Below are 17,019 nucleotides of genomic sequence, written 5' to 3'. Positions count from 1 at the left end.
TTTAACTACACTACTTGTTATGTTGACTACTTTATCGGCTTTCTTTTACCGGATTGCGTCCTGGAAAACGCTTTTGCTGGCTCTTGTTCTCTATATTCCATTTCCAGCATATGTATTCAAAAACCTGGAAGCAGAAATGAATGCATTGGCTGGAAAGGAAATCGGCCCAATTGATTTATTAGTTGGTTATAAACCTGCTAAAATCATCCAGATGGTAGGGGATTATGGTCCCGATGCCCGAGCCCTTTATGCAACAGGAGAACTGACCGACGATATTGCCTATCCGCTGATCTATACGTTTCTGTTCTGTATTATCCTTTCATTACTATTTCGAAATCGGACGTTTACTCCGTTTCAATTGGTCAATATACTTCCTTTGGCTGTTTGGGGATTTGACCTGCTGGAAAATATCAGCATTGTTTATCTACTCAAAAGCTATCCGCAATTGTCGGAAGGTATTGCCTCTCTTTGTTCTATACTTACGAATCTGAAATGGGCAAGTTTTGCGGTTGTCGTAGGACTAGTGCTTTATGGGCTAGTGCGCTTAGCTGTTGCTAGACAACGCACCCGGCTGGAGCAGGCTTAGTAAAACGCTTTAATTACTTTGCCTGCCCGGCCTTCTTTAGCAAATCAACTACTTTGTCTATAGGCAGCTGCTCAATGGTATGTCCCTGATCACCAGTGAGCGTTTGGGCAGCAAAGAGTGAATTGATAATGGCCTCTTCGGTTGCTTCAATCGCGGCCAAAAATAAGGGCGATACGTTATCGTTTCGCAATACTTTCACCTCGTCGAATGGGTTGGTCGTTTCGTGCGGAATACGGTAAGCAGTCGAAACGGCGATTACGTAATCGCCACTACCATTTGAAGCAATGCCACCCGTTTGAGCGAGGCCCATGAATGCGCGTTTCGCTAATCGTTTCAAATTACGCGCATCTAGTGGTGCGTCAGTCAGCACGACCATCATACACGAACCGTCAAGGTTTTCTTTAAATGAGTATTTGCCTAACGCTACGCCAATAGGTACGCCAGCAATTTGCAGTACACCACCGAAATTGGTTTGTACCAATACGCCAACGGTATAACCGCCCAGCGACGCCGGTAATTTGCGCGACGAGGTACCGATTCCGCCTTTAAAACCAAAACAAACCGTTCCGGTACCAGCACCCACATTCCCTTCTTCGACAGGCCCGCTTTTAGCTTGCTGAAGCGCATCCAATACGTGTTGCTTTTTTACATATCGTCCGCGTATATCATTCAGAAAACCGTCGTTGGTTTCACCGACAACCGCATTTACTGAACGAACCTGTTCATTACCGGGCTGACTCAATGTATAGTCAATTACTGCATCGGCAGCGGTCGGAACGCTGAGCGTATTGGTCAGCACGATAGGCGTTTCAAGCGTACCAAGTTCTTCAACCTGACTAATGCCGGTCAACTTTCCGAAACCATTGCCAATGTAAATAGCCGCCGGACTCTTCTGCTGAAACTGATTTCCATCGTGTGGCAAAATTGCCGTAACCCCCGTACGAATAGTCTGGCCTTCTTTCAACGTAACCTGCCCCACCCGAACGCCAGGAACATCCGTAATCGCATTGAGCGGACCGGTAGACATTACACCAAACTTAATTCCGTACGACCGTGGACGTTTCGGTGATTGAGCCATTATCGTGAAGGTAGCCAGGAAAAATAGTGTGGCAGTGTATAAATAAAGACGGACAGATAATGTCATTCCATGGTCAGTTTTGACATATTATTTCGCCGTAAGGTAGCCGGAAATACGGTTACTGACAAGCCGTCTTCGTCAGTACATATTCGTAACCCTTATCTGGATTTGCCAAAACCCACTTACCCTGTTTCTCGATCCGTTCGCCTTCGCGCCAGGTAATGGCATCTCCTTTGAGCGTAAAAACCACTTCATACGACTGCGTAACGCCTTCGCCCGATCGTTGCCAGTCAGCAATAATTTGAGTTCCTTTTTGCCTGCCCTGAATTAGTCCCCGCGCCCGATCTTTTTCAAATGGAAGCACTGCCAATTCGCCAATAACTACTGAGTCATTGGTTATTAATGTCAACTTAGTCGAATCACGGCCGGTAACCTGTAGAAAACACAGCGTATCTGGGTGATCAGTTGTTTCTATTGTTTCTGCAATAGTTGTGTCGCCGGCGGCTGTTGTTTCTGTTTTTTCAGAACGTTGACTACAACTGACTACTATGAAGAACAGTCCGATTAGAAAAAGTGGAATACGTATCATTCAGGTTCGTTTTTGCGGGTCAATTACCCCGTGATTCGTAAAAAATCAGCCGATTCTGCGCTTGTCTTAGCTCCTGCTGAAGGTTTTCCAAACGATCCAGTAGATCACTAACGATGTCTATATCTTCTACATGAATCGCCAGGTCCTGATGTAGACGAACGTATTTTTCTAGCTGATTCAGTTGTTCTGGCTGAACATAAATCGCTTGTTCTACTACTGTTGTCTCAATTAGTCCATTATCGGCTAATGTTTCAACAAACGTGATTTCTATATGATGGTACGTACAGAATTCGCGAACGGAAATTAAGTGCTGGGTCTGCATAAAAGATCGGTTTAGGGCATTATGAGAGTGTCGATAGTTGACGTACTAATTCTTTTTGCTGATCGGTCAGATTGGTCGGGAGTTTCACTTGCCATGTAATGTAGAGATCGCCAAATGAGCCTTCCTGCCTGTAAATCGGAAAGCCCTTTCCTTTCAACCGAACTTTGGTTCCGTTCTGCGTTTCGGGTTTTACCGTTAGTTTAACTTTTCCGCCCATTGTCTCAACTACACGCTCTCCACCCAATAAGGCCGTATAGAGGTCGATTTCTTCATCCACATACAAATCGTTGCCTTTGCGTCTATAGCGACTATCCTCGGCAATGACAAAGGTGATATAAAGATCTCCGTTAGGACCGCCATTTACACCCGGTGCGCCATAACCCGCCAGTTTGATTTTCTGCCCATTTTCGATCCCCGCTTGTACCGTAATCCGAATACTCTTTCCATTGACGGTCATCGTTTGCTTATGGGTCGTATAAGCATCCTGTAGGGTAAGCTGGAGATCGGCCTGATAATCCTGCCCTCGGAACTGGCTTTGGCGACCACCTCGCGCACGACCTTCCTGCCCAAATAGCGACGAGAAGAAATCAGAGAAACCTGCCCCACCAAAACCATCCGAAAAATCGTAATCACCATTATCACCCTGCGCGTACGACTGTCGATATTGCTGTTGTTGCTGCCGGGCTTGTTCAAATTGTTCGGCGTGTTGCCAATCTTTGCCGTATTGATCGTATTTCTTTCGCTTTTCAGGATCGCTCAATACTTCGTTGGCTTCGTTGATTTGCTGAAATTTTTTGTTAGCCTCGGCATCGTTCGGATTTAGATCCGGATGGTGTTTACGAGCCAGTTTGCGATAGGCTTTCTTTATATCGTCGTCCGATGCTGTTTTCGGTACGCCCAGAACGCTGTAATAATCGATAAAGTCCATGGTTGGGTGGGAATCAATTAGCTAATTTTCACCCCTATAAACACAAAATCGCGAGGGAAGGTTGTGGGGATATAGTTCATGTACTTAGTTCTGCATCCGTGTTGCTGAACGGAATTGCACTATTTTCCTACTACTTTTATACTTGTACCTCTTAACGTAACCACGCATATGCTTTTCAGTAAAGACTACTCTACAATGACACTTGACGAATTAGTGTCAGAAGAGATAAAAATGAAATCAAAAGCCACTACAGTTACAATTGCTTTGTTAATAGGCTGTTTCGTTGGCTTTGCGATTTGGTCAGCTACCCATAGCGGGAAATTTATCTTTACTGTTGGTTTGCTACTTTTTGCTGTGTTTATTGGTTCCAGATATTCAAAAATCCTGAAGAACATTCAAGCTGAAATAAGCCGTAGAGATTCTGTTCGTTAATTGGCTCCTATGCTTTATCTGGCTAATTGTCTTTTCCGATGAGGGGTATCGTTACCACAAACTGCCCTTCGTTTTCCCGAATAATGGGTTTAGGCTGATTGAGCATCTGGTACTTTGCCAGAATATTGGTTAACCCAACTCCGTTAGAAGCCACTCGTACCGTTTTTCGCTGGATATTGTTCCGAACCTGCAAACGAGATTGATTATCAGTCAGGATATCGATGTTTAACGGTTGATCGGGTAACACAATATTGTGCTTTACGGCGTTTTCAACCAGGAGTTGGAGCGTCAGGGGTGGTATTCGGTAGGTTTGGAAGCGATGGTCGATATCAACGTTCATAATCAACCCCGATCCGTGACGTGTTTTGAGCAAGTGATAGTAGGAATGAATAAAATCCAGTTCGGTACCCAGATCTGTCAGATGCTGGTCGTTGGCGCGAAGCAGATAGCGGTAAACGGTACTTAATTCTTCCAGAAATACCCGCGCCTGTTTTGGATCATCTTCTATGAGTGAGTCCAATACGTTCAGACTGTTGAATAGAAAATGTGGATTTACCTGTTGTTTAAGCGCATCCAGCTGACTTTGTAGATTGGCAGTTCGTAGTTTCTCCTGTTCCTGTTCCGAAAGCCGGAGTCGCTTTTGATATAGTGCTGAATCGCGGGCGAAAAACAGGATTTCGTAAATAGCCTGGAAGAAGAGGAAATTAAAGGTCGCCTGCAAAAAATCGAACCCGTAGACATTGAGGGAAAGCGTCATTTTGTTCAATGTGATACTGGCGGTCTGGCCCGACGATCGGAAATTAGCCAGTGTGCCGTAGGTGAACCAGTATCGAACAGCGCCGGAAATCCAGATACTTATCGTTGTAACGATACTTCCGGTCACGAACGTCAATAGTAGCCTTTTTACGATGTCTCGTTTCGAATAATACTTCCGTCGGAAATAAAAGACCAGCGCCCGGATTGCATGCCAGGTGGCGGTAATAGAAACAAAACTAATTAGTATTCGGATTAGGATTTTTCCGGTAAGCGGCTGATCCAGAAAACCATTGCCCAGAATGGTGAGCGCCAGCAGCAATGAAATACCAATGATCCGCAGCCATCTGTCCTTTATCGTATCCAAAGCAAAGCGGTTCGGCGTTTTCAGTAAATATAGTGTAAGTTTTAAGATGAAAAAACAAACATCCCTGTGCCAGTTTACCAACCTTTTACAACTTGAGTAAACCAGACATAAAAAGCGATAAAAGTAAAGGATAACTATTCCCTCACTCTTATCGCCTTCTGTTTAATTCTGTATACAGAGCCCCTAAAAATCAACCTGATATAAAGTCGCTAATTGCCGCTGATTCAAACTTGCGGGTAGACTACGAAATAGGCCATTGCGAAGGAATGAGAGAATAGGGCTCGTCGTCTGAGCCAACTGACCGATTCGCCACGATGTATTTGTAATGTAATGCGTACGCTGGAGTCTACGATGATCGAACGCAGCAAACGCAGCTTCTGGTGATGTATTTCTCGCCAGCTCATCGGCTAGAATAACCGCATCTTCAATAGCCTGGCAAGCTCCCTGGCCCATATTTGGCGTTGTAGCATGAGCCGCATCACCTAGCAAAATAGCCCGCCCGAACACATAGCTAGATAACGGCTTCAAATCGATTATATCGTTCCAGAGCAAATCTTCCGTTGGTGTATTGGCGACTATTGATGGAATAGGATCATGATAATGAGCAAAGCGATCAGCCAATTGCTGGCTCGTCATCTGGCGCATTGCCTCCGACTTCGCGGGCGCATTGACGCAGGCAAACCAGTATATCTGATCGTTCGCCAATGGTACAATACCTACCCGGCCTTGTTTACCCCAGGTTTCGGTAGCTTCGTGTAGCTTGTTACCGGGAAGATTTATGACCCCTCGCCAACAGGTATATCCGGCATAGCGCGGCATGGAACCGGGTATCAACTGCTGACGAATCGGCGAACGAATACCATCAGCTACCAACAGATAATCGGTTTTATGGCTCGTTCCGTCGTCGAAATAAACCGTAATCCCATCGTTTTTTTGGATAATATGAATCGTGCGTTTGCCGAGTTTAATGCTGTCTGGTGGAAGTTGCGCCAACAATACTTTATGTAATTCGGCCCGGTGAATCGTAAAATTATTGATGCTATACCGTTGACTAAGTGCCCGGCTATCAGTCCGGGTAATTACGTCGCCCTGTTCGTCCAGAATGTTAAGCGCATCGAGCTGACGCCCTGCCCGAATTACTTCATCCGCAATTCCCAATCGGCGAAAAGCCTGCATAGCATTAGCCGCTAGCGATAGTCCAGCGCCTAATGGCTGAATAATGGGAGCGGCCTCAAAAACGGTGGCTTGTATATTTTGTCGTTTCAGGGCAATCGCGGTCGTTAGGCCTGCGATACCTCCTCCTATGATAGCAAATGATGGGCTTTGTTTCATACGTTCTTGTTGTTACTGCTCAGGCAATCTAGTCTATTCAGTAGTGAGTTAATCAAACTGTGTGATAAAAGGTCAGTCATCTAACTCATAAAACCAGGAGTTTATACTTTACAGTCTTTATCGAGTAATGGCAGCGTCACTACAAATAGACCCTTATCTTCATATATAGTTGGAACCGGCTGATTAAGAATTTGGTATTTCGACCAAATATTGGTTAAGCCGACTCCATTCGATGCCACTCGTACTGTTTTCCGCTGCACATTATTTCGAACCTGAAGTTGCGCCTGTTCATTGGTTGTAATAGCAATCGTTAGCGGATAGTCGGCCAAAATCATATTATGTTTCACTGCATTCTCGACCAGCATCTGTAGCGTAAGCGGAGGTAGCTGACGATTCATAAAGGAATGAGCGACATCGCATTCAACACGCAATGCCTTCCCATGTCGGGTTTGCAACAAATGACAATACGATCGGATAAAGGCCAATTCAGCGGCTAACGAAATCAGAATCTGATCATTAGCGCGCAACATATATCGATAGACGGAACTGAGTTCGTCCAGAAAAACACCGGCTTTTTGCGTATCGTCCTCGATGAGTGCACTTAGTGAGTTCAGACTATTGAACAGAAAATGCGGATTTACCTGAGCTTGTAACGCCCGAATATGCACTTCTGTTTTTTCCTGTTCCAACCGCTGCATCACGAGTTCGGCTTCCAGTTGATCGCGGTGGTGTTTTTCTCGCTCATGTGCGAGTTCCTGTTCAACCACTGCATTTCGAATTGCTGCCCGCCGTTGCCGATAGCTCAGCCCCATAGTAAAACAAATAAGTTCGGCAATTATACCCACCTGCATATACGTTAATGATACCTGCCAGAATGGACCAGACCAATCTTCGTCCGGCCGAATGGTTGACAGGAACATAGATGTTAGTCCACCTACCAGCAGAAACCATGTCCCGATGGCAAAAAGGCGCGATACTGCATCGCTTAAGGATAACATCTGTTGAATACCATAAACGCCCAATACAGCCATAGCCAGCCGCATGGCTACAAAGGTGGTTTCGTAGAGCATCGGATTCCACATCGATGGTACGTAACAAAGCATAGCATGCACACCAACGTAGCCTAAAATACCTACTTTGACATACTGTAGATGCCGATAAAAACGAGGTAATCGCCGACGTAAATCCAGAATAGCATCGATAAAGTCGAAATAAACATAGTAGGCTCCCATAGGCGCAATAGCCCGCACGAAGAAGTTCGTTTCCTGCGAAAACCAATCCCGAAATGCGTAGACCCGTAAGCCAAAATAGAAAAGCCAGGCCAGCATGTATAGGGTATAGAAGCCGTAGCTACGGTCCCGATAGGTTGTCCATTGCACCACATTGAGCAGCATAATAGACAGGACCATGCCGGTGAAAACCGCCCCCCAAATCTGAAAGGTCATACAGGTTTCGTGGTTACGGAGTGTAGGATCGATCGCCAGTCATAACCATTTGACTTCGCTGTCTTTCAAGGTCATTCTGGTAATCAGCCTATTAATGACGTTGAAAGACAGCGAAGCCAAATGATCCGAATCGATTGATCTATTTTTCTAGGAACACATTCGTCTGAGAATTCGAATCGAAGGTGTTAGCCGTTGTGATATCTGTATTGGCCGATGCACCATAGGCAACAAACACACCGTATCCACCGCTACCCGTAATCCGCGTATTTTTGATCGACATAGCTGCTTTGGTGCCGTAGATCGCAATGTTTGCTTTCTTACCCGATACGATTACATTGCTGCCGGCATTACTCACCTCAGCATTTTCCAGGGCATTTTTAGCATCCTGTGAGTAGCAGATAATGCCTCTCCAATAAGCCGCTGTACGCTCAGCCCCCGTAAACACAACCTTGCTCGTAGTTGTCCCTTTGGCAATGATGTATCCTGCTGTGTTAATCCGTATAACCCCATCGCGATTTAGTTCGACGGTTACGCCAGGATTCAGTTTCCAGCCTGCGTCGACCGTAAATTCGCCATTCAATCGGTACGGGGTTTTATCCGTAAACCCTGTCCAGATGATTTCGCCAGTTCCTTTAATATTCGACGCCGTTACCTCAACCACGTTGCGGCCGTTATTTCCGGTGAATACCGAAGCCGGGTCCAGTTTAGCTACGTTTTCGCCATCCAGCAGAATACCCGCTTCGGTATGATTGGTAAAGGTGTTCTGCGAAAACTCCCGAAGAATACCACCATCATATACGTATACGCCATAGCTATCATTTTGCGAGAACAGACAGTTTTTCAGGGCAATCTGGGCACGGCTTCCACCCGACAGAAACAGCGCAGCTTTGGTTGTACTGAAGATAGGGCGGCTTCCAGCGTGCATTACCTCAACGTATTCCAGCGTATTGGCGTTACTACCCGAATAGAGCGCAATACCTACCCAATAGCCTTTGGTTTTTTGTACACCAACAAATTTGATTTTATTCTCGGCCGTACCTTTAGCGATAATCAAACCACCACCGTCGTTAACGTTCATCCGAACATCGCGCTCAAACGCAATGACTACACCGGGATTGATTGTCAATTCGTTATTCACGTCGATGCCTTTGGTAACGATGTAGTCAGGCAGATCAGGATTTGCGACTCGGTCAATCAGCGTCGTTTTCACGGTGATATTGGCATTGATTGCTAGTGGTTCGGCTACCGAAGCTGCAATTATTACTTTGTCGGTGCTTTTGCCATTAGTGCTGGTAACAGCCAATTCCAGTTCATATTCGCCTACTTCGTCGGGTTTGAAGGTTGGCTTGAACGAGGTTGGATCAGATAACGTAACGGTACTTTTAGCGGGCTTACGTACAATTGTCCATTGATACGATAGTGGTTTACCCTGGCTGTCTTTTGAAGCGGATCCGTCGAGCGTAACTTGTTGACCAACCTGCACGGATTGGTCGGGGCCAGCGTTGGCTGATAGAGAACCTGAAGGATCAATCTCTGTTTCTTTTTTACAGCTTGTCAGCAAAAAAAGACTCGCCATCAGGAAAGTCATGATTATTCTTACCGCAACGAGTGTTGGGGTGATAGCCCTGCGCACCGGCAAGACTAGGGCAAAGTAGGTTATTGGTTTCATAAAAGAGGCCGCTTTGGCGGTATTTGTTGTTTAACTGGTTCAAAAGTATTCGCGCCAGCTACGGCCTGAAATAAGGAAAGGGATGAAACGGAATAAGTAGCGGATGAACTGACGTAAGTGGCAGCTTTCTTACCTCAATCCAGGTATTTCTTATATGTTGCCCGATAACCTAATAGGTAGGCAATTGGCGATAAAAGCCCAAAAACGACTTGCTGAACGGCTTTAGGAGGTTTCGCCAACCGAAAAACATCAGCAAAGTGACGCATCAGTAAGGCGGCTTGCAGAATGGACGGTTTTCCGGTTGAATCACTTTTACCATCGCTGGCTAAACCAAAAGTAGTTTCAAGTAGGTATTCCGTTTCCAAAGCTGGTTTCACCTGCCAGTTTACAACCGTTTCAGCCTCAGACGCATTCCACATCGAATGCACCAAGTTGGGTGGAATGTGTAATGTATCGCCGGATCGGAGCATATGCACTTGCCCCTTGAGTTTCACGGTTAATTCACCAGAAATAACCGTGAAATATTCGTCTTGATACGGATGATAATGCGCCACAGGCTCGGTACTATGGGTCAGATATGTTGACTCCATTTCCAGCATCTGACCGCTTGTATCGCGCGTAGTCTTAAGAAACCGAATTTGCTGACCTGTTTGGGGACTCGTTATGATTTTGTTAGAAAAAGCCATGATCGATTGTATGAATGCATTACGGCGTATGATTTGTACCAGCACAAATCATACGCCGTAACAGGTTATCTGTGAATGGTTTACTTCTCAGCTAGTTGTAATTCGGCGTTCTTTTGGGCAATATTATTGTGGATTTTAGGAACGGTTTTGAGGTATTCATAAATAGCCCCAACTTCCCGGTCTGATAAAACCATCTTAGGCTCCATTGGGTATTTAAGAATAGAGCCATCGGGTCGCACACCCGCTTTTACAGCCCGGATAAATTGCTCTTTGGTGTATGTTTTGGCAATTCCCGTTTGTTCGTCAAAGGTCAAATTGGCTGTAACCACTTTTTTACCGCCTTCACCCGTCATTTCAATACCACCACCATAGTAGCCTTTTGTTTTCTCCGGGTGAATTTTATCCTGATCGATCAGATCGCCCGAGTGGCAGGCAAAGCAATCACCAATCGCATCAGCCGTGTATTTACCCAGCGCAACCTGATCGGCTGTATCAGGAAAAGCAATAGCCTTTTCTGGATACGGCAGCGGCTTCATCAACGTATGCGTTAATAGCTTCGAAACAAAACTTAGTTCAGAAGCTGGAGCTTCCTTCGATGTAGGTTGCACAGGGAAGCGATCCGAACGAAGCCAGGCAATAACCGACTTCAAATCTTCATCAGCCATATTCGGATACTGTGGCATGACAGGTGCATAAGAGCCATCGTGCCGAACGCCCGTTCGTAGAAAATGCATCAACTCACCATCTGTCCACTTGCCAATACCCTTTTCTTTATCCTGCGTGATATTTTTGGAATAAAGTTTACCAAATATGGCGGGCACTTCACCTAAATACTTACCTGTCAACCGATTGTCTTTATCGGCATGACACGACATACACTGAATCTGGGCAATCACTTCGCCACGGGCTACCCGGGCAGGTGTGCGCTCCACCGTAATTTTAGGAATTGCTGGTGGATTGTAAGTTGGAACATCGGCGACGGCGACATACGCGCAGAAGCCGGCTATTAGCAGGACGATACCGCCTACTAAAAGGCCGGTAATCTTGAGGGCTTTTTTCATAGTATTTGTTGTTAAAAAGAGGAAGTGGATCGTCAGGAACCAGGACAAAACTGCAGTACATTCCTCTGTAAACCAGCCTAGTATTGGCTGAAACGACATTCTTAAGGGATGGAATGAAAAAAGGCCGCTATGAAGCGGCCTTCTCGAGGAGGGTAAACCTAAAACAAAAACTACTTCAACGAAACTGTGCGAGCTGGTTGTATGGCCTTGGTTAACAGCGTCATAACGTGAACTGTTTTATCGGTCCCTGATACGACTTCAATGCTGTAGGTACCGTCGATTAATTCAGCCAGATCAAATTTTATATGGACGTTTCCTTCCTTTTTGCCAATATATTTGGTAGCCAGCAAAGAGCCTTCCGAATCTTTCAGCAAAACTTCCATCGTTTGGCCAGGCTGACGCTCAACGATTACGTTTAATTTAGACGTCGCTGAACCCGATGGATAGATAGCAACTTTGTACGAATCCGTAATAGCCGTAGGGCCTGCCGATACGCCCAACTTGGGCAAATGAGGCATGTGCGATGCAAACGTAGAGGTGCTTAGCATCAAAGCAGCAATGAGTGTTTTGGCAATTGTTTTCATGACTTTCAAGAGTTATTTGTTGTTTGCGCCGTAGCGGTTAAAAAAGAACACTGCAAAAGTAATTGAGTGCAAAAGTCTGGTAAACAGACTACTATACGAAACATCAAAAAACGGGAGTGAACTGTAGGAAATGCAGAGTCAACTGATTTCCAGACCTTTTGGTAAAATGCTTATACATTTAATATAGTTTGCCCTTATCGGGGTCATATATTGTAGCGGAGTATCTATAAATAGGTGACTCAGCGCATTCATAGTCATGACGATTCATCCCTCATTCGTACCGTTTCGTACGGCAATTTGCGGGGTTAGTCAATGTTTGACTTGAGAGTTTTTCAGCGTACTCATTATTTTGGCTTCGGATCGCTATCCCCTTTGGGGAGTCGATGCGAATCAAAACGTACAAGAGTGATTATTTTTGACTACATTTCTTAACACGCAATCATTTTTTAATCTGTTTCAACAATGAACGTACTGCTGATCGAAGACGAGGAATTAGCCGTTCGCAAGCTGACCAAATTATTGCAGGACGTAGACCCGACCATTCAGATCGTTGGGACAGAACCCAGTGTTCGCGCTTCGGTAGCCTGGCTCAATGCGCATGGCCCCGGACAAGCGCTGGCCCCCGACCTGATTTTGATGGATATCGAACTTGCTGATGGACAAAGCTTCGAAATATTCGAGCAAACAACCGTTAGCGCGCCTGTTATTTTCACCACATCGTACGATGAGTACGCGCTTAAAGCCTTCAAAGTCAACAGTATCGACTATTTACTAAAACCCATCAAACGGCATGAGCTGGAAGCGAGTCTGGCAAAATACCGGCGAACTAAAGTTGGCGAGAACAGTGAACCAACGGAGACGAAAGGTTTAGGTACGGTCGATATTGATGCATTGGTTCAGCAACTTCGCCAGCAAATTCAGCCCAGCGATTATCGGCGTCGTTTTCTGGTCAAACACTTACAACAATGGGTGCCCGTTGAAGTAAGTGACATTGCTTATTTCTACTCCGAAGAGGGCGTTAGTTTATTTCGGACGACTACCAATCAGAAATTTTCGCTCGATTATCCGCTCGACGAGCTGGAAAATATGCTCGATCCGTCGCTGTTCTTCCGAGCCAATCGACAGTTTATTGTACATATCAACACCGTACAGCAGATTCACCCGTATTTCAACAACAAACTGAAACTCACGCTCAAACCGGCCACAGAAGAAGAAGTATTGGTAAGCCGCGAGCGAGCTACAGACTTTAAAAAATGGATGGGAAAATAGAGGGCATTGGGTAGATTTTTAGTAGATACGCACTTCTCCTACCCATATACCTACATTCTCATGAAAAAACTCTATTTCCTATTCTGTCTACTAATAGCCTTTACCGCTCAAGCCCAAACGAAAAAAACGGGGTCGCTTGCTGATGTCGCCTTTATGGAAGGCCGTTGGCTTGGAACGTTTAACGGAGGGCCAATTGAAGCCGCCTGGATTGCTCCCGTTGGCGATAACCTCACGGGTTTTATGCGGATGATGAAAGACAACAAAGTTACGATGTACGAAATGTTGATCTTTGAACAAACTGAGCAAGGGCCAATCGTACTGGTAAAACATTTCAAACCCGGTCTGATTGGACAGGAAGAAAAAGATAAATCCGATCGCTATAAATTTATTGAAGCCAGTACTAATCGGGCTTTGTTTGAAAAAGAAGACGGCTCAATCCGAATTATTTACGAAAAAAAATCACCCGACCAACTTGTTATCCAACGCGGCCAACCCAACGGGGGAGACTGGAAATTTGCCGATTTATTTGTGTTTAATCGGGTCAAGAAATAAAGTACATCTACTCAGTTAAAAAGATAGGGCTTGGTCTAACCAAGCCCTATCTTTTTATTTATACACTTGTGGTCTTTCAATTTAATCTTTTATTGAACCAATTCCCGTGTCTGTGTCCTCACAGATACCTGTGCGTCAGCAACATTCACCATTCGGAAGGGCGTCTGTGAGGACCGGGACGCCGGCCGCACAGACACGGGAGATTTAGCGCAAATTAAAGCAGTATCAACCAAGTTTTTTATACTTAATCCGAGTCGGTGTTGCGTCGCTTCCCAAGCGTTTGCGCCGGTTTTCTTCATATTCAGAGAAATTCCCTTCAAACCAGTATACCTGCGAATCGCCTTCAAAAGCCAGAATATGTGTGGCAATCCTGTCTAAAAACCAGCGATCGTGACTGATGATTACGGCACAACCGGCAAAGTTTTCCAAACCTTCTTCCAACGCCCGTAACGTATTCACATCCAGATCGTTGGTCGGCTCATCAAGCAATAGCAGGTTGGCGCCTTCTTTGAGCGTCATGGCTAAGTGAACTCGGTTGCGCTCTCCACCTGATAGCGTACCAATTTTCTTTTCCTGATCCGCTCCGGCGAAATTAAATCGGCTTACGTACGCGCGGGCGTTCGATTGTTTCCCGCCCATCATAATCCACTCATTTCCGCCCGAAATCGTTTCAAACACGGTTTTATTCGGGTCAAGCCCATCATGTTCCTGATCGACGTAGGCGATTTTTACCGTATCACCCACATCGAACGTTCCCGAATCGGGTTTATCGCGTCCGGTAATTAGCTTAAATAGTGTTGTTTTCCCAGCACCGTTCGGCCCGATAATACCAACGATACCGCCCTGTGGCAATCGAAAACCCAAATGTTCAAACAGAAGTCGATCACCGAAGGCTTTAGCAACCTCCTCGGCTTCAATCACTTTTGCACCTAGTCTAGGACCGGCTGGGATGAAGATTTCGAGTTTTTCGTCGCGCTGCTTCGCGTCTTCATTCAGGAGTTTTTCGTAAGCGCCTAAACGTGCTTTCGATTTTGCCTGACGCGCTTTAGGAGCCATCTTCACCCATTCTAGCTCGCGTTGAAGGGTTTTCTGACGCTTTGATTCCGTTTTTTCTTCTTTAGCTAGTCGATTCTGCTTCTGCTCTAACCACGATGAGTAATTTCCTTTCCAGGGAATACCCTCTCCCCGATCCAATTCAAGAATCCAGCCAGCGACGTTATCCAGAAAATAGCGATCGTGCGTTACGGCAATAACTGTGCCGGTGTATTGACGAAGGTGTTCCTCCAGCCAAAGAACGGACTCAGCATCAAGGTGGTTGGTTGGCTCATCAAGCAGCAGTACATCAGGCTGTTGAAGCAACAACCGACACAAAGCAACCCGGCGTTTTTCCCCTCCTGATAGATTATCAATCAGCGCATCAGAAGGTGGGCAGCGCAGAGCGTCCATAGCCCGTTCGAGCTTCTGATCAAGCTCCCAGGCGTTATAATGATCGAGTTTTTCCTGAACTTCTCCCTGACGATTGATGAGTTTATCAAAATCCGCATCGGGATCACCAAACGCTTCATTAATCTCGTCAAATTCTTTGAGTAGATTTACTACCTCTTGTACTCCTTCCTCTACAACCTCACGAACGGTCTTGCCAGGCTCGAACTTTGGTTCCTGTTCCAGCATGCCGACAGAATATCCTGGAGAGAAAACTACTTCTCCGGTATAATTTTTGTCTGTACCTGCAATGATGCGTAGTAAGGTTGATTTTCCAGAACCATTTAAGCCTAATACGCCAATTTTTGCACCATAAAAAAAGGAAAGGTAAATGTTCTTTAGGATTTGTCGGTTAGGCGGAATATTTTTACTCACGCCAGCCATAGAGAAAATTATGGTTTCCTGACTCATTAATTTCTGATAGATTTGTGGTTGGTAATAATCCTCAAATTTAACCCACAGCGCAGCCTTAACCAAGCATAGAATGGAAAACGCTTCACTGGTAGATGAATACGGTTACGTCAAAGACGGAAAGGTATTTTTAAAAGGCTACCTGAATTACGAAGACCGCCAGATTGGCGAAGTCAAACGCACCGAGCAGGAAGCGCTCGATTATTTTAAAAATCGCTTCATTATTGCTGAGAACAAAGTCAGCCAGTTAGAAAAGGACATTGAGGAAGCTCAAAACAAAGGTTCGTATCTGACGAAATTGGTTCAACTCCGCAAGAAACTTCTCGGTTTCGACGCACTTGGCGATTTCCCGCCCTTACTTGATAGGCTGGAAACGCAGGAAAATTTGTTGGCCGATTTAATTACGGTCAATCAACGCAAAAATTACGACATCAAGCGAGCCTTGATTGCCGAAGCGGAAGCCATTGTCGATAGTAACGACTGGCGCCCAGTAGCGGATGCTTTGCAGGAAATCAAGACAAAATGGATCAAAACGGGTCCTGTCGACAAATCTGTTGAAGCGGAAGTTGAAGGTCGTTTTCAGGAGTTGTTAGACGGTTTCTTCCAGCGTCGGCGCGAGTTCTTCAATGAACAGAACAAAGTTATTCAGGAGCGTCTGGACAAATACGACGAATTGATTCGACTGGCTTTCCGTGCGAATCGACTCGGCGATCTGGATGCAGCTTTCCAGGAAGTTCGACGGCTGAATAATGCCTGGAAAGCGGTTGGCGAGGTGCCTATCAAAAAAAGTGGCAAACTGTATAAGCAGTTTAAGAAAGCCACCACCATGTTCTACACGAAGTACAACGACGCGAAAGGCATTGTCATCGTACCGAAAATTGATCCGCGAATCGAGGCTCAAATGAAAATGGTCGATGAAGCCGAAAAACTGTCGAGGCAATCTGACATTTTCGCGGCTGCTGAACGGGCTAAAGTACTACTGAATAGCTGGAAAGAAATCCGGGTACCGTTCAAGCTACAGGACAAAAACCTGAACGAGCGTTTCCGATCTGCCTGCGACAAAATTTTCGAGTTGAGCTATCTTGGTCGGGTGTTAACCCGTAAGTACCCTGCTTTTGAATTAAAAAGTCAGGCGGAGCAGATACGGACAAAAATTCGGGAGATGGAATATCTGGTTCGGCGTGAGAAAAATGATTTGCAATTTGCCCTACAGGACGCCGAAGGTCTCGATCCAAACAACGATGCCGACAAGCAGATTCTGAATAAAATCAATACGCAGAAGCGCAAAATCGCGATGAAAGAAACCATTCTGCGTGAATTCCAGAAGCAATTGGAGTCATCGGGAGGATATTAGTTTTTCTATAATAGCTGACAAACATGAGTCATCCCGAATTTTGATTCCATAAGTGGGTGAAAGCAATTCGGATACGATAAAGCGGTGCTGAGGCTTCTCGGCACCGCTTTCCCGTTCGG

The 17,019-nt window shown here is 45.5% G+C and carries 17 protein-coding genes; 5 read left to right on the top strand and 12 right to left on the bottom strand.

Annotated features, from left to right (window positions below; all coding sequences use genetic code 11):
- The first annotated feature begins 19 nt into the window (after positions 1-19).
- Entirely contained in the window at positions 20-586 is a 567-nt protein-coding gene (locus tag ACYVE4_RS02440) for a hypothetical protein (protein WP_460995318.1), read from the top strand.
- Between the two features lie 13 nt (positions 587-599).
- Here ACYVE4_RS02440 and ACYVE4_RS02435 read toward each other — a convergent pair whose 3' ends face one another.
- The 4 genes from ACYVE4_RS02435 to ACYVE4_RS02420 form a co-directional block, all read right to left on the bottom strand.
- Positions 600-1,664 carry a DmpA family aminopeptidase gene (locus ACYVE4_RS02435; RefSeq protein ID WP_460995456.1) on the bottom strand — a complete coding sequence of 355 codons (1,065 nt, stop codon included), beginning with the start codon at positions 1,662-1,664 and terminating at the stop codon, positions 600-602.
- A gap of 118 nt (positions 1,665-1,782) precedes the next feature.
- Positions 1,783-2,253, bottom strand: coding sequence for a hypothetical protein (locus ACYVE4_RS02430; protein ID WP_460995317.1), 471 nt, complete (start codon positions 2,251-2,253; stop codon positions 1,783-1,785).
- A gap of 19 nt (positions 2,254-2,272) precedes the next feature.
- A complete protein-coding gene (locus tag ACYVE4_RS02425; protein ID WP_460995316.1) occupies positions 2,273-2,575 on the bottom strand; it encodes a chaperone modulator CbpM in 303 nt (100 codons plus the stop codon).
- A gap of 19 nt (positions 2,576-2,594) precedes the next feature.
- Complete coding sequence (locus ACYVE4_RS02420) at positions 2,595-3,503, bottom strand: DnaJ C-terminal domain-containing protein (protein WP_460995315.1); 909 nt, start codon at positions 3,501-3,503, stop codon at positions 2,595-2,597.
- 195 nt (positions 3,504-3,698) lie between these two features.
- On the opposite strand from ACYVE4_RS02420, the gene ACYVE4_RS02415 reads away from it, so the two are divergent.
- Positions 3,699-3,935: a hypothetical protein gene (locus ACYVE4_RS02415; RefSeq protein ID WP_460995314.1), complete on the top strand. Its 237-nt coding sequence runs from the start codon at positions 3,699-3,701 to the stop codon at positions 3,933-3,935.
- A gap of 22 nt (positions 3,936-3,957) precedes the next feature.
- On the opposite strand, the gene ACYVE4_RS02410 is transcribed toward ACYVE4_RS02415, so the two are convergent.
- The 7 genes from ACYVE4_RS02410 to ACYVE4_RS02380 all read right to left on the bottom strand — a co-directional run bounded on the left by ACYVE4_RS02410 (position 3,958) and on the right by ACYVE4_RS02380 (position 11,832).
- Entirely contained in the window at positions 3,958-5,055 is a 1,098-nt protein-coding gene (locus tag ACYVE4_RS02410) for a sensor histidine kinase (RefSeq protein ID WP_460995313.1), read from the bottom strand.
- 183 nt (positions 5,056-5,238) lie between these two features.
- A complete protein-coding gene (locus tag ACYVE4_RS02405) occupies positions 5,239-6,387 on the bottom strand; it encodes an FAD-dependent monooxygenase (protein WP_460995312.1) in 1,149 nt (382 codons plus the stop codon).
- Between the two features lie 101 nt (positions 6,388-6,488).
- Positions 6,489-7,832 carry a sensor histidine kinase gene (locus ACYVE4_RS02400; RefSeq protein WP_460995311.1) on the bottom strand — a complete coding sequence of 448 codons (1,344 nt, stop codon included), beginning with the start codon at positions 7,830-7,832 and terminating at the stop codon, positions 6,489-6,491.
- Between the two features lie 139 nt (positions 7,833-7,971).
- Positions 7,972-9,501 carry a right-handed parallel beta-helix repeat-containing protein gene (locus tag ACYVE4_RS02395; protein WP_460995310.1) on the bottom strand — a complete coding sequence of 510 codons (1,530 nt, stop codon included), beginning with the start codon at positions 9,499-9,501 and terminating at the stop codon, positions 7,972-7,974.
- A gap of 134 nt (positions 9,502-9,635) precedes the next feature.
- A complete protein-coding gene (locus ACYVE4_RS02390; RefSeq protein ID WP_460995309.1) occupies positions 9,636-10,187 on the bottom strand; it encodes a cupin domain-containing protein in 552 nt (183 codons plus the stop codon).
- Between the two features lie 80 nt (positions 10,188-10,267).
- Positions 10,268-11,248, bottom strand: a complete 981-nt coding sequence (locus ACYVE4_RS02385) for a c-type cytochrome (protein WP_460995308.1) — start codon at positions 11,246-11,248, stop codon at positions 10,268-10,270.
- A gap of 170 nt (positions 11,249-11,418) precedes the next feature.
- Positions 11,419-11,832 (bottom strand): hypothetical protein, encoded by a 414-nt coding sequence (locus tag ACYVE4_RS02380; protein WP_460995307.1) that lies wholly within the window; start codon positions 11,830-11,832, stop codon positions 11,419-11,421.
- A gap of 462 nt (positions 11,833-12,294) precedes the next feature.
- On the opposite strand from ACYVE4_RS02380, the gene ACYVE4_RS02375 reads away from it, so the two are divergent.
- Positions 12,295-13,101 (top strand): LytR/AlgR family response regulator transcription factor, encoded by an 807-nt coding sequence (locus tag ACYVE4_RS02375; RefSeq protein WP_460995306.1) that lies wholly within the window; start codon positions 12,295-12,297, stop codon positions 13,099-13,101.
- Positions 13,102-13,161: 60 nt separating this feature from the next.
- Positions 13,162-13,653, top strand: a complete 492-nt coding sequence (locus ACYVE4_RS02370; RefSeq protein ID WP_460995305.1) for a DUF6265 family protein — start codon at positions 13,162-13,164, stop codon at positions 13,651-13,653.
- Between the two features lie 225 nt (positions 13,654-13,878).
- On the opposite strand, the gene ettA is transcribed toward ACYVE4_RS02370, so the two are convergent.
- Positions 13,879-15,546, bottom strand: a complete 1,668-nt coding sequence (gene ettA, locus ACYVE4_RS02365) for an energy-dependent translational throttle protein EttA (RefSeq protein WP_460995304.1) — start codon at positions 15,544-15,546, stop codon at positions 13,879-13,881.
- A gap of 73 nt (positions 15,547-15,619) precedes the next feature.
- On the opposite strand from ettA, the gene ACYVE4_RS02360 reads away from it, so the two are divergent.
- On the top strand, positions 15,620-16,900 hold the full coding sequence (locus ACYVE4_RS02360) for a DUF349 domain-containing protein (RefSeq protein ID WP_460995303.1): 1,281 nt from the start codon (positions 15,620-15,622) through the stop codon (positions 16,898-16,900).
- Positions 16,901-17,019 lie beyond the last annotated feature (119 nt).

The organism is Spirosoma harenae (genome assembly GCF_054776975.1).
The sequence above is the reverse complement of the archived record's forward strand: the minus strand, read 5'-3'. Positions and strand labels throughout refer to the sequence as shown.

What these genes read in the sequence shown, in the direction of transcription:
- ACYVE4_RS02360 (WP_460995303.1), top strand. Translation starts at nt 15,620, where the DNA reads ATGGAAAACGCTTCACTGGTAGATGAATACGGTTACGTCAAAGACGGA.
- ACYVE4_RS02375 (WP_460995306.1), top strand. Translation starts at nt 12,295, where the DNA reads ATGAACGTACTGCTGATCGAAGACGAGGAATTAGCCGTTCGCAAGCTG.
- ACYVE4_RS02400 (WP_460995311.1), bottom strand. Translation starts at nt 7,832, where the DNA reads ATGACCTTTCAGATTTGGGGGGCGGTTTTCACCGGCATGGTCCTGTCT.
- ACYVE4_RS02425 (WP_460995316.1), bottom strand. Translation starts at nt 2,575, where the DNA reads ATGCAGACCCAGCACTTAATTTCCGTTCGCGAATTCTGTACGTACCAT.
- ACYVE4_RS02370 (WP_460995305.1), top strand. Translation starts at nt 13,162, where the DNA reads ATGAAAAAACTCTATTTCCTATTCTGTCTACTAATAGCCTTTACCGCT.
- ACYVE4_RS02405 (WP_460995312.1), bottom strand. Translation starts at nt 6,387, where the DNA reads ATGAAACAAAGCCCATCATTTGCTATCATAGGAGGAGGTATCGCAGGC.
- ACYVE4_RS02435 (WP_460995456.1), bottom strand. Translation starts at nt 1,664, where the DNA reads ATGGCTCAATCACCGAAACGTCCACGGTCGTACGGAATTAAGTTTGGT.
- ACYVE4_RS02390 (WP_460995309.1), bottom strand. Translation starts at nt 10,187, where the DNA reads ATGGCTTTTTCTAACAAAATCATAACGAGTCCCCAAACAGGTCAGCAA.
- ACYVE4_RS02430 (WP_460995317.1), bottom strand. Translation starts at nt 2,253, where the DNA reads ATGATACGTATTCCACTTTTTCTAATCGGACTGTTCTTCATAGTAGTC.
- ACYVE4_RS02395 (WP_460995310.1), bottom strand. Translation starts at nt 9,501, where the DNA reads ATGAAACCAATAACCTACTTTGCCCTAGTCTTGCCGGTGCGCAGGGCT.
- ACYVE4_RS02380 (WP_460995307.1), bottom strand. Translation starts at nt 11,832, where the DNA reads ATGAAAACAATTGCCAAAACACTCATTGCTGCTTTGATGCTAAGCACC.
- ACYVE4_RS02440 (WP_460995318.1), top strand. Translation starts at nt 20, where the DNA reads ATGTTGACTACTTTATCGGCTTTCTTTTACCGGATTGCGTCCTGGAAA.
- ACYVE4_RS02385 (WP_460995308.1), bottom strand. Translation starts at nt 11,248, where the DNA reads ATGAAAAAAGCCCTCAAGATTACCGGCCTTTTAGTAGGCGGTATCGTC.
- ettA (WP_460995304.1), bottom strand. Translation starts at nt 15,546, where the DNA reads ATGAGTCAGGAAACCATAATTTTCTCTATGGCTGGCGTGAGTAAAAAT.
- ACYVE4_RS02420 (WP_460995315.1), bottom strand. Translation starts at nt 3,503, where the DNA reads ATGGACTTTATCGATTATTACAGCGTTCTGGGCGTACCGAAAACAGCA.
- ACYVE4_RS02415 (WP_460995314.1), top strand. Translation starts at nt 3,699, where the DNA reads ATGACACTTGACGAATTAGTGTCAGAAGAGATAAAAATGAAATCAAAA.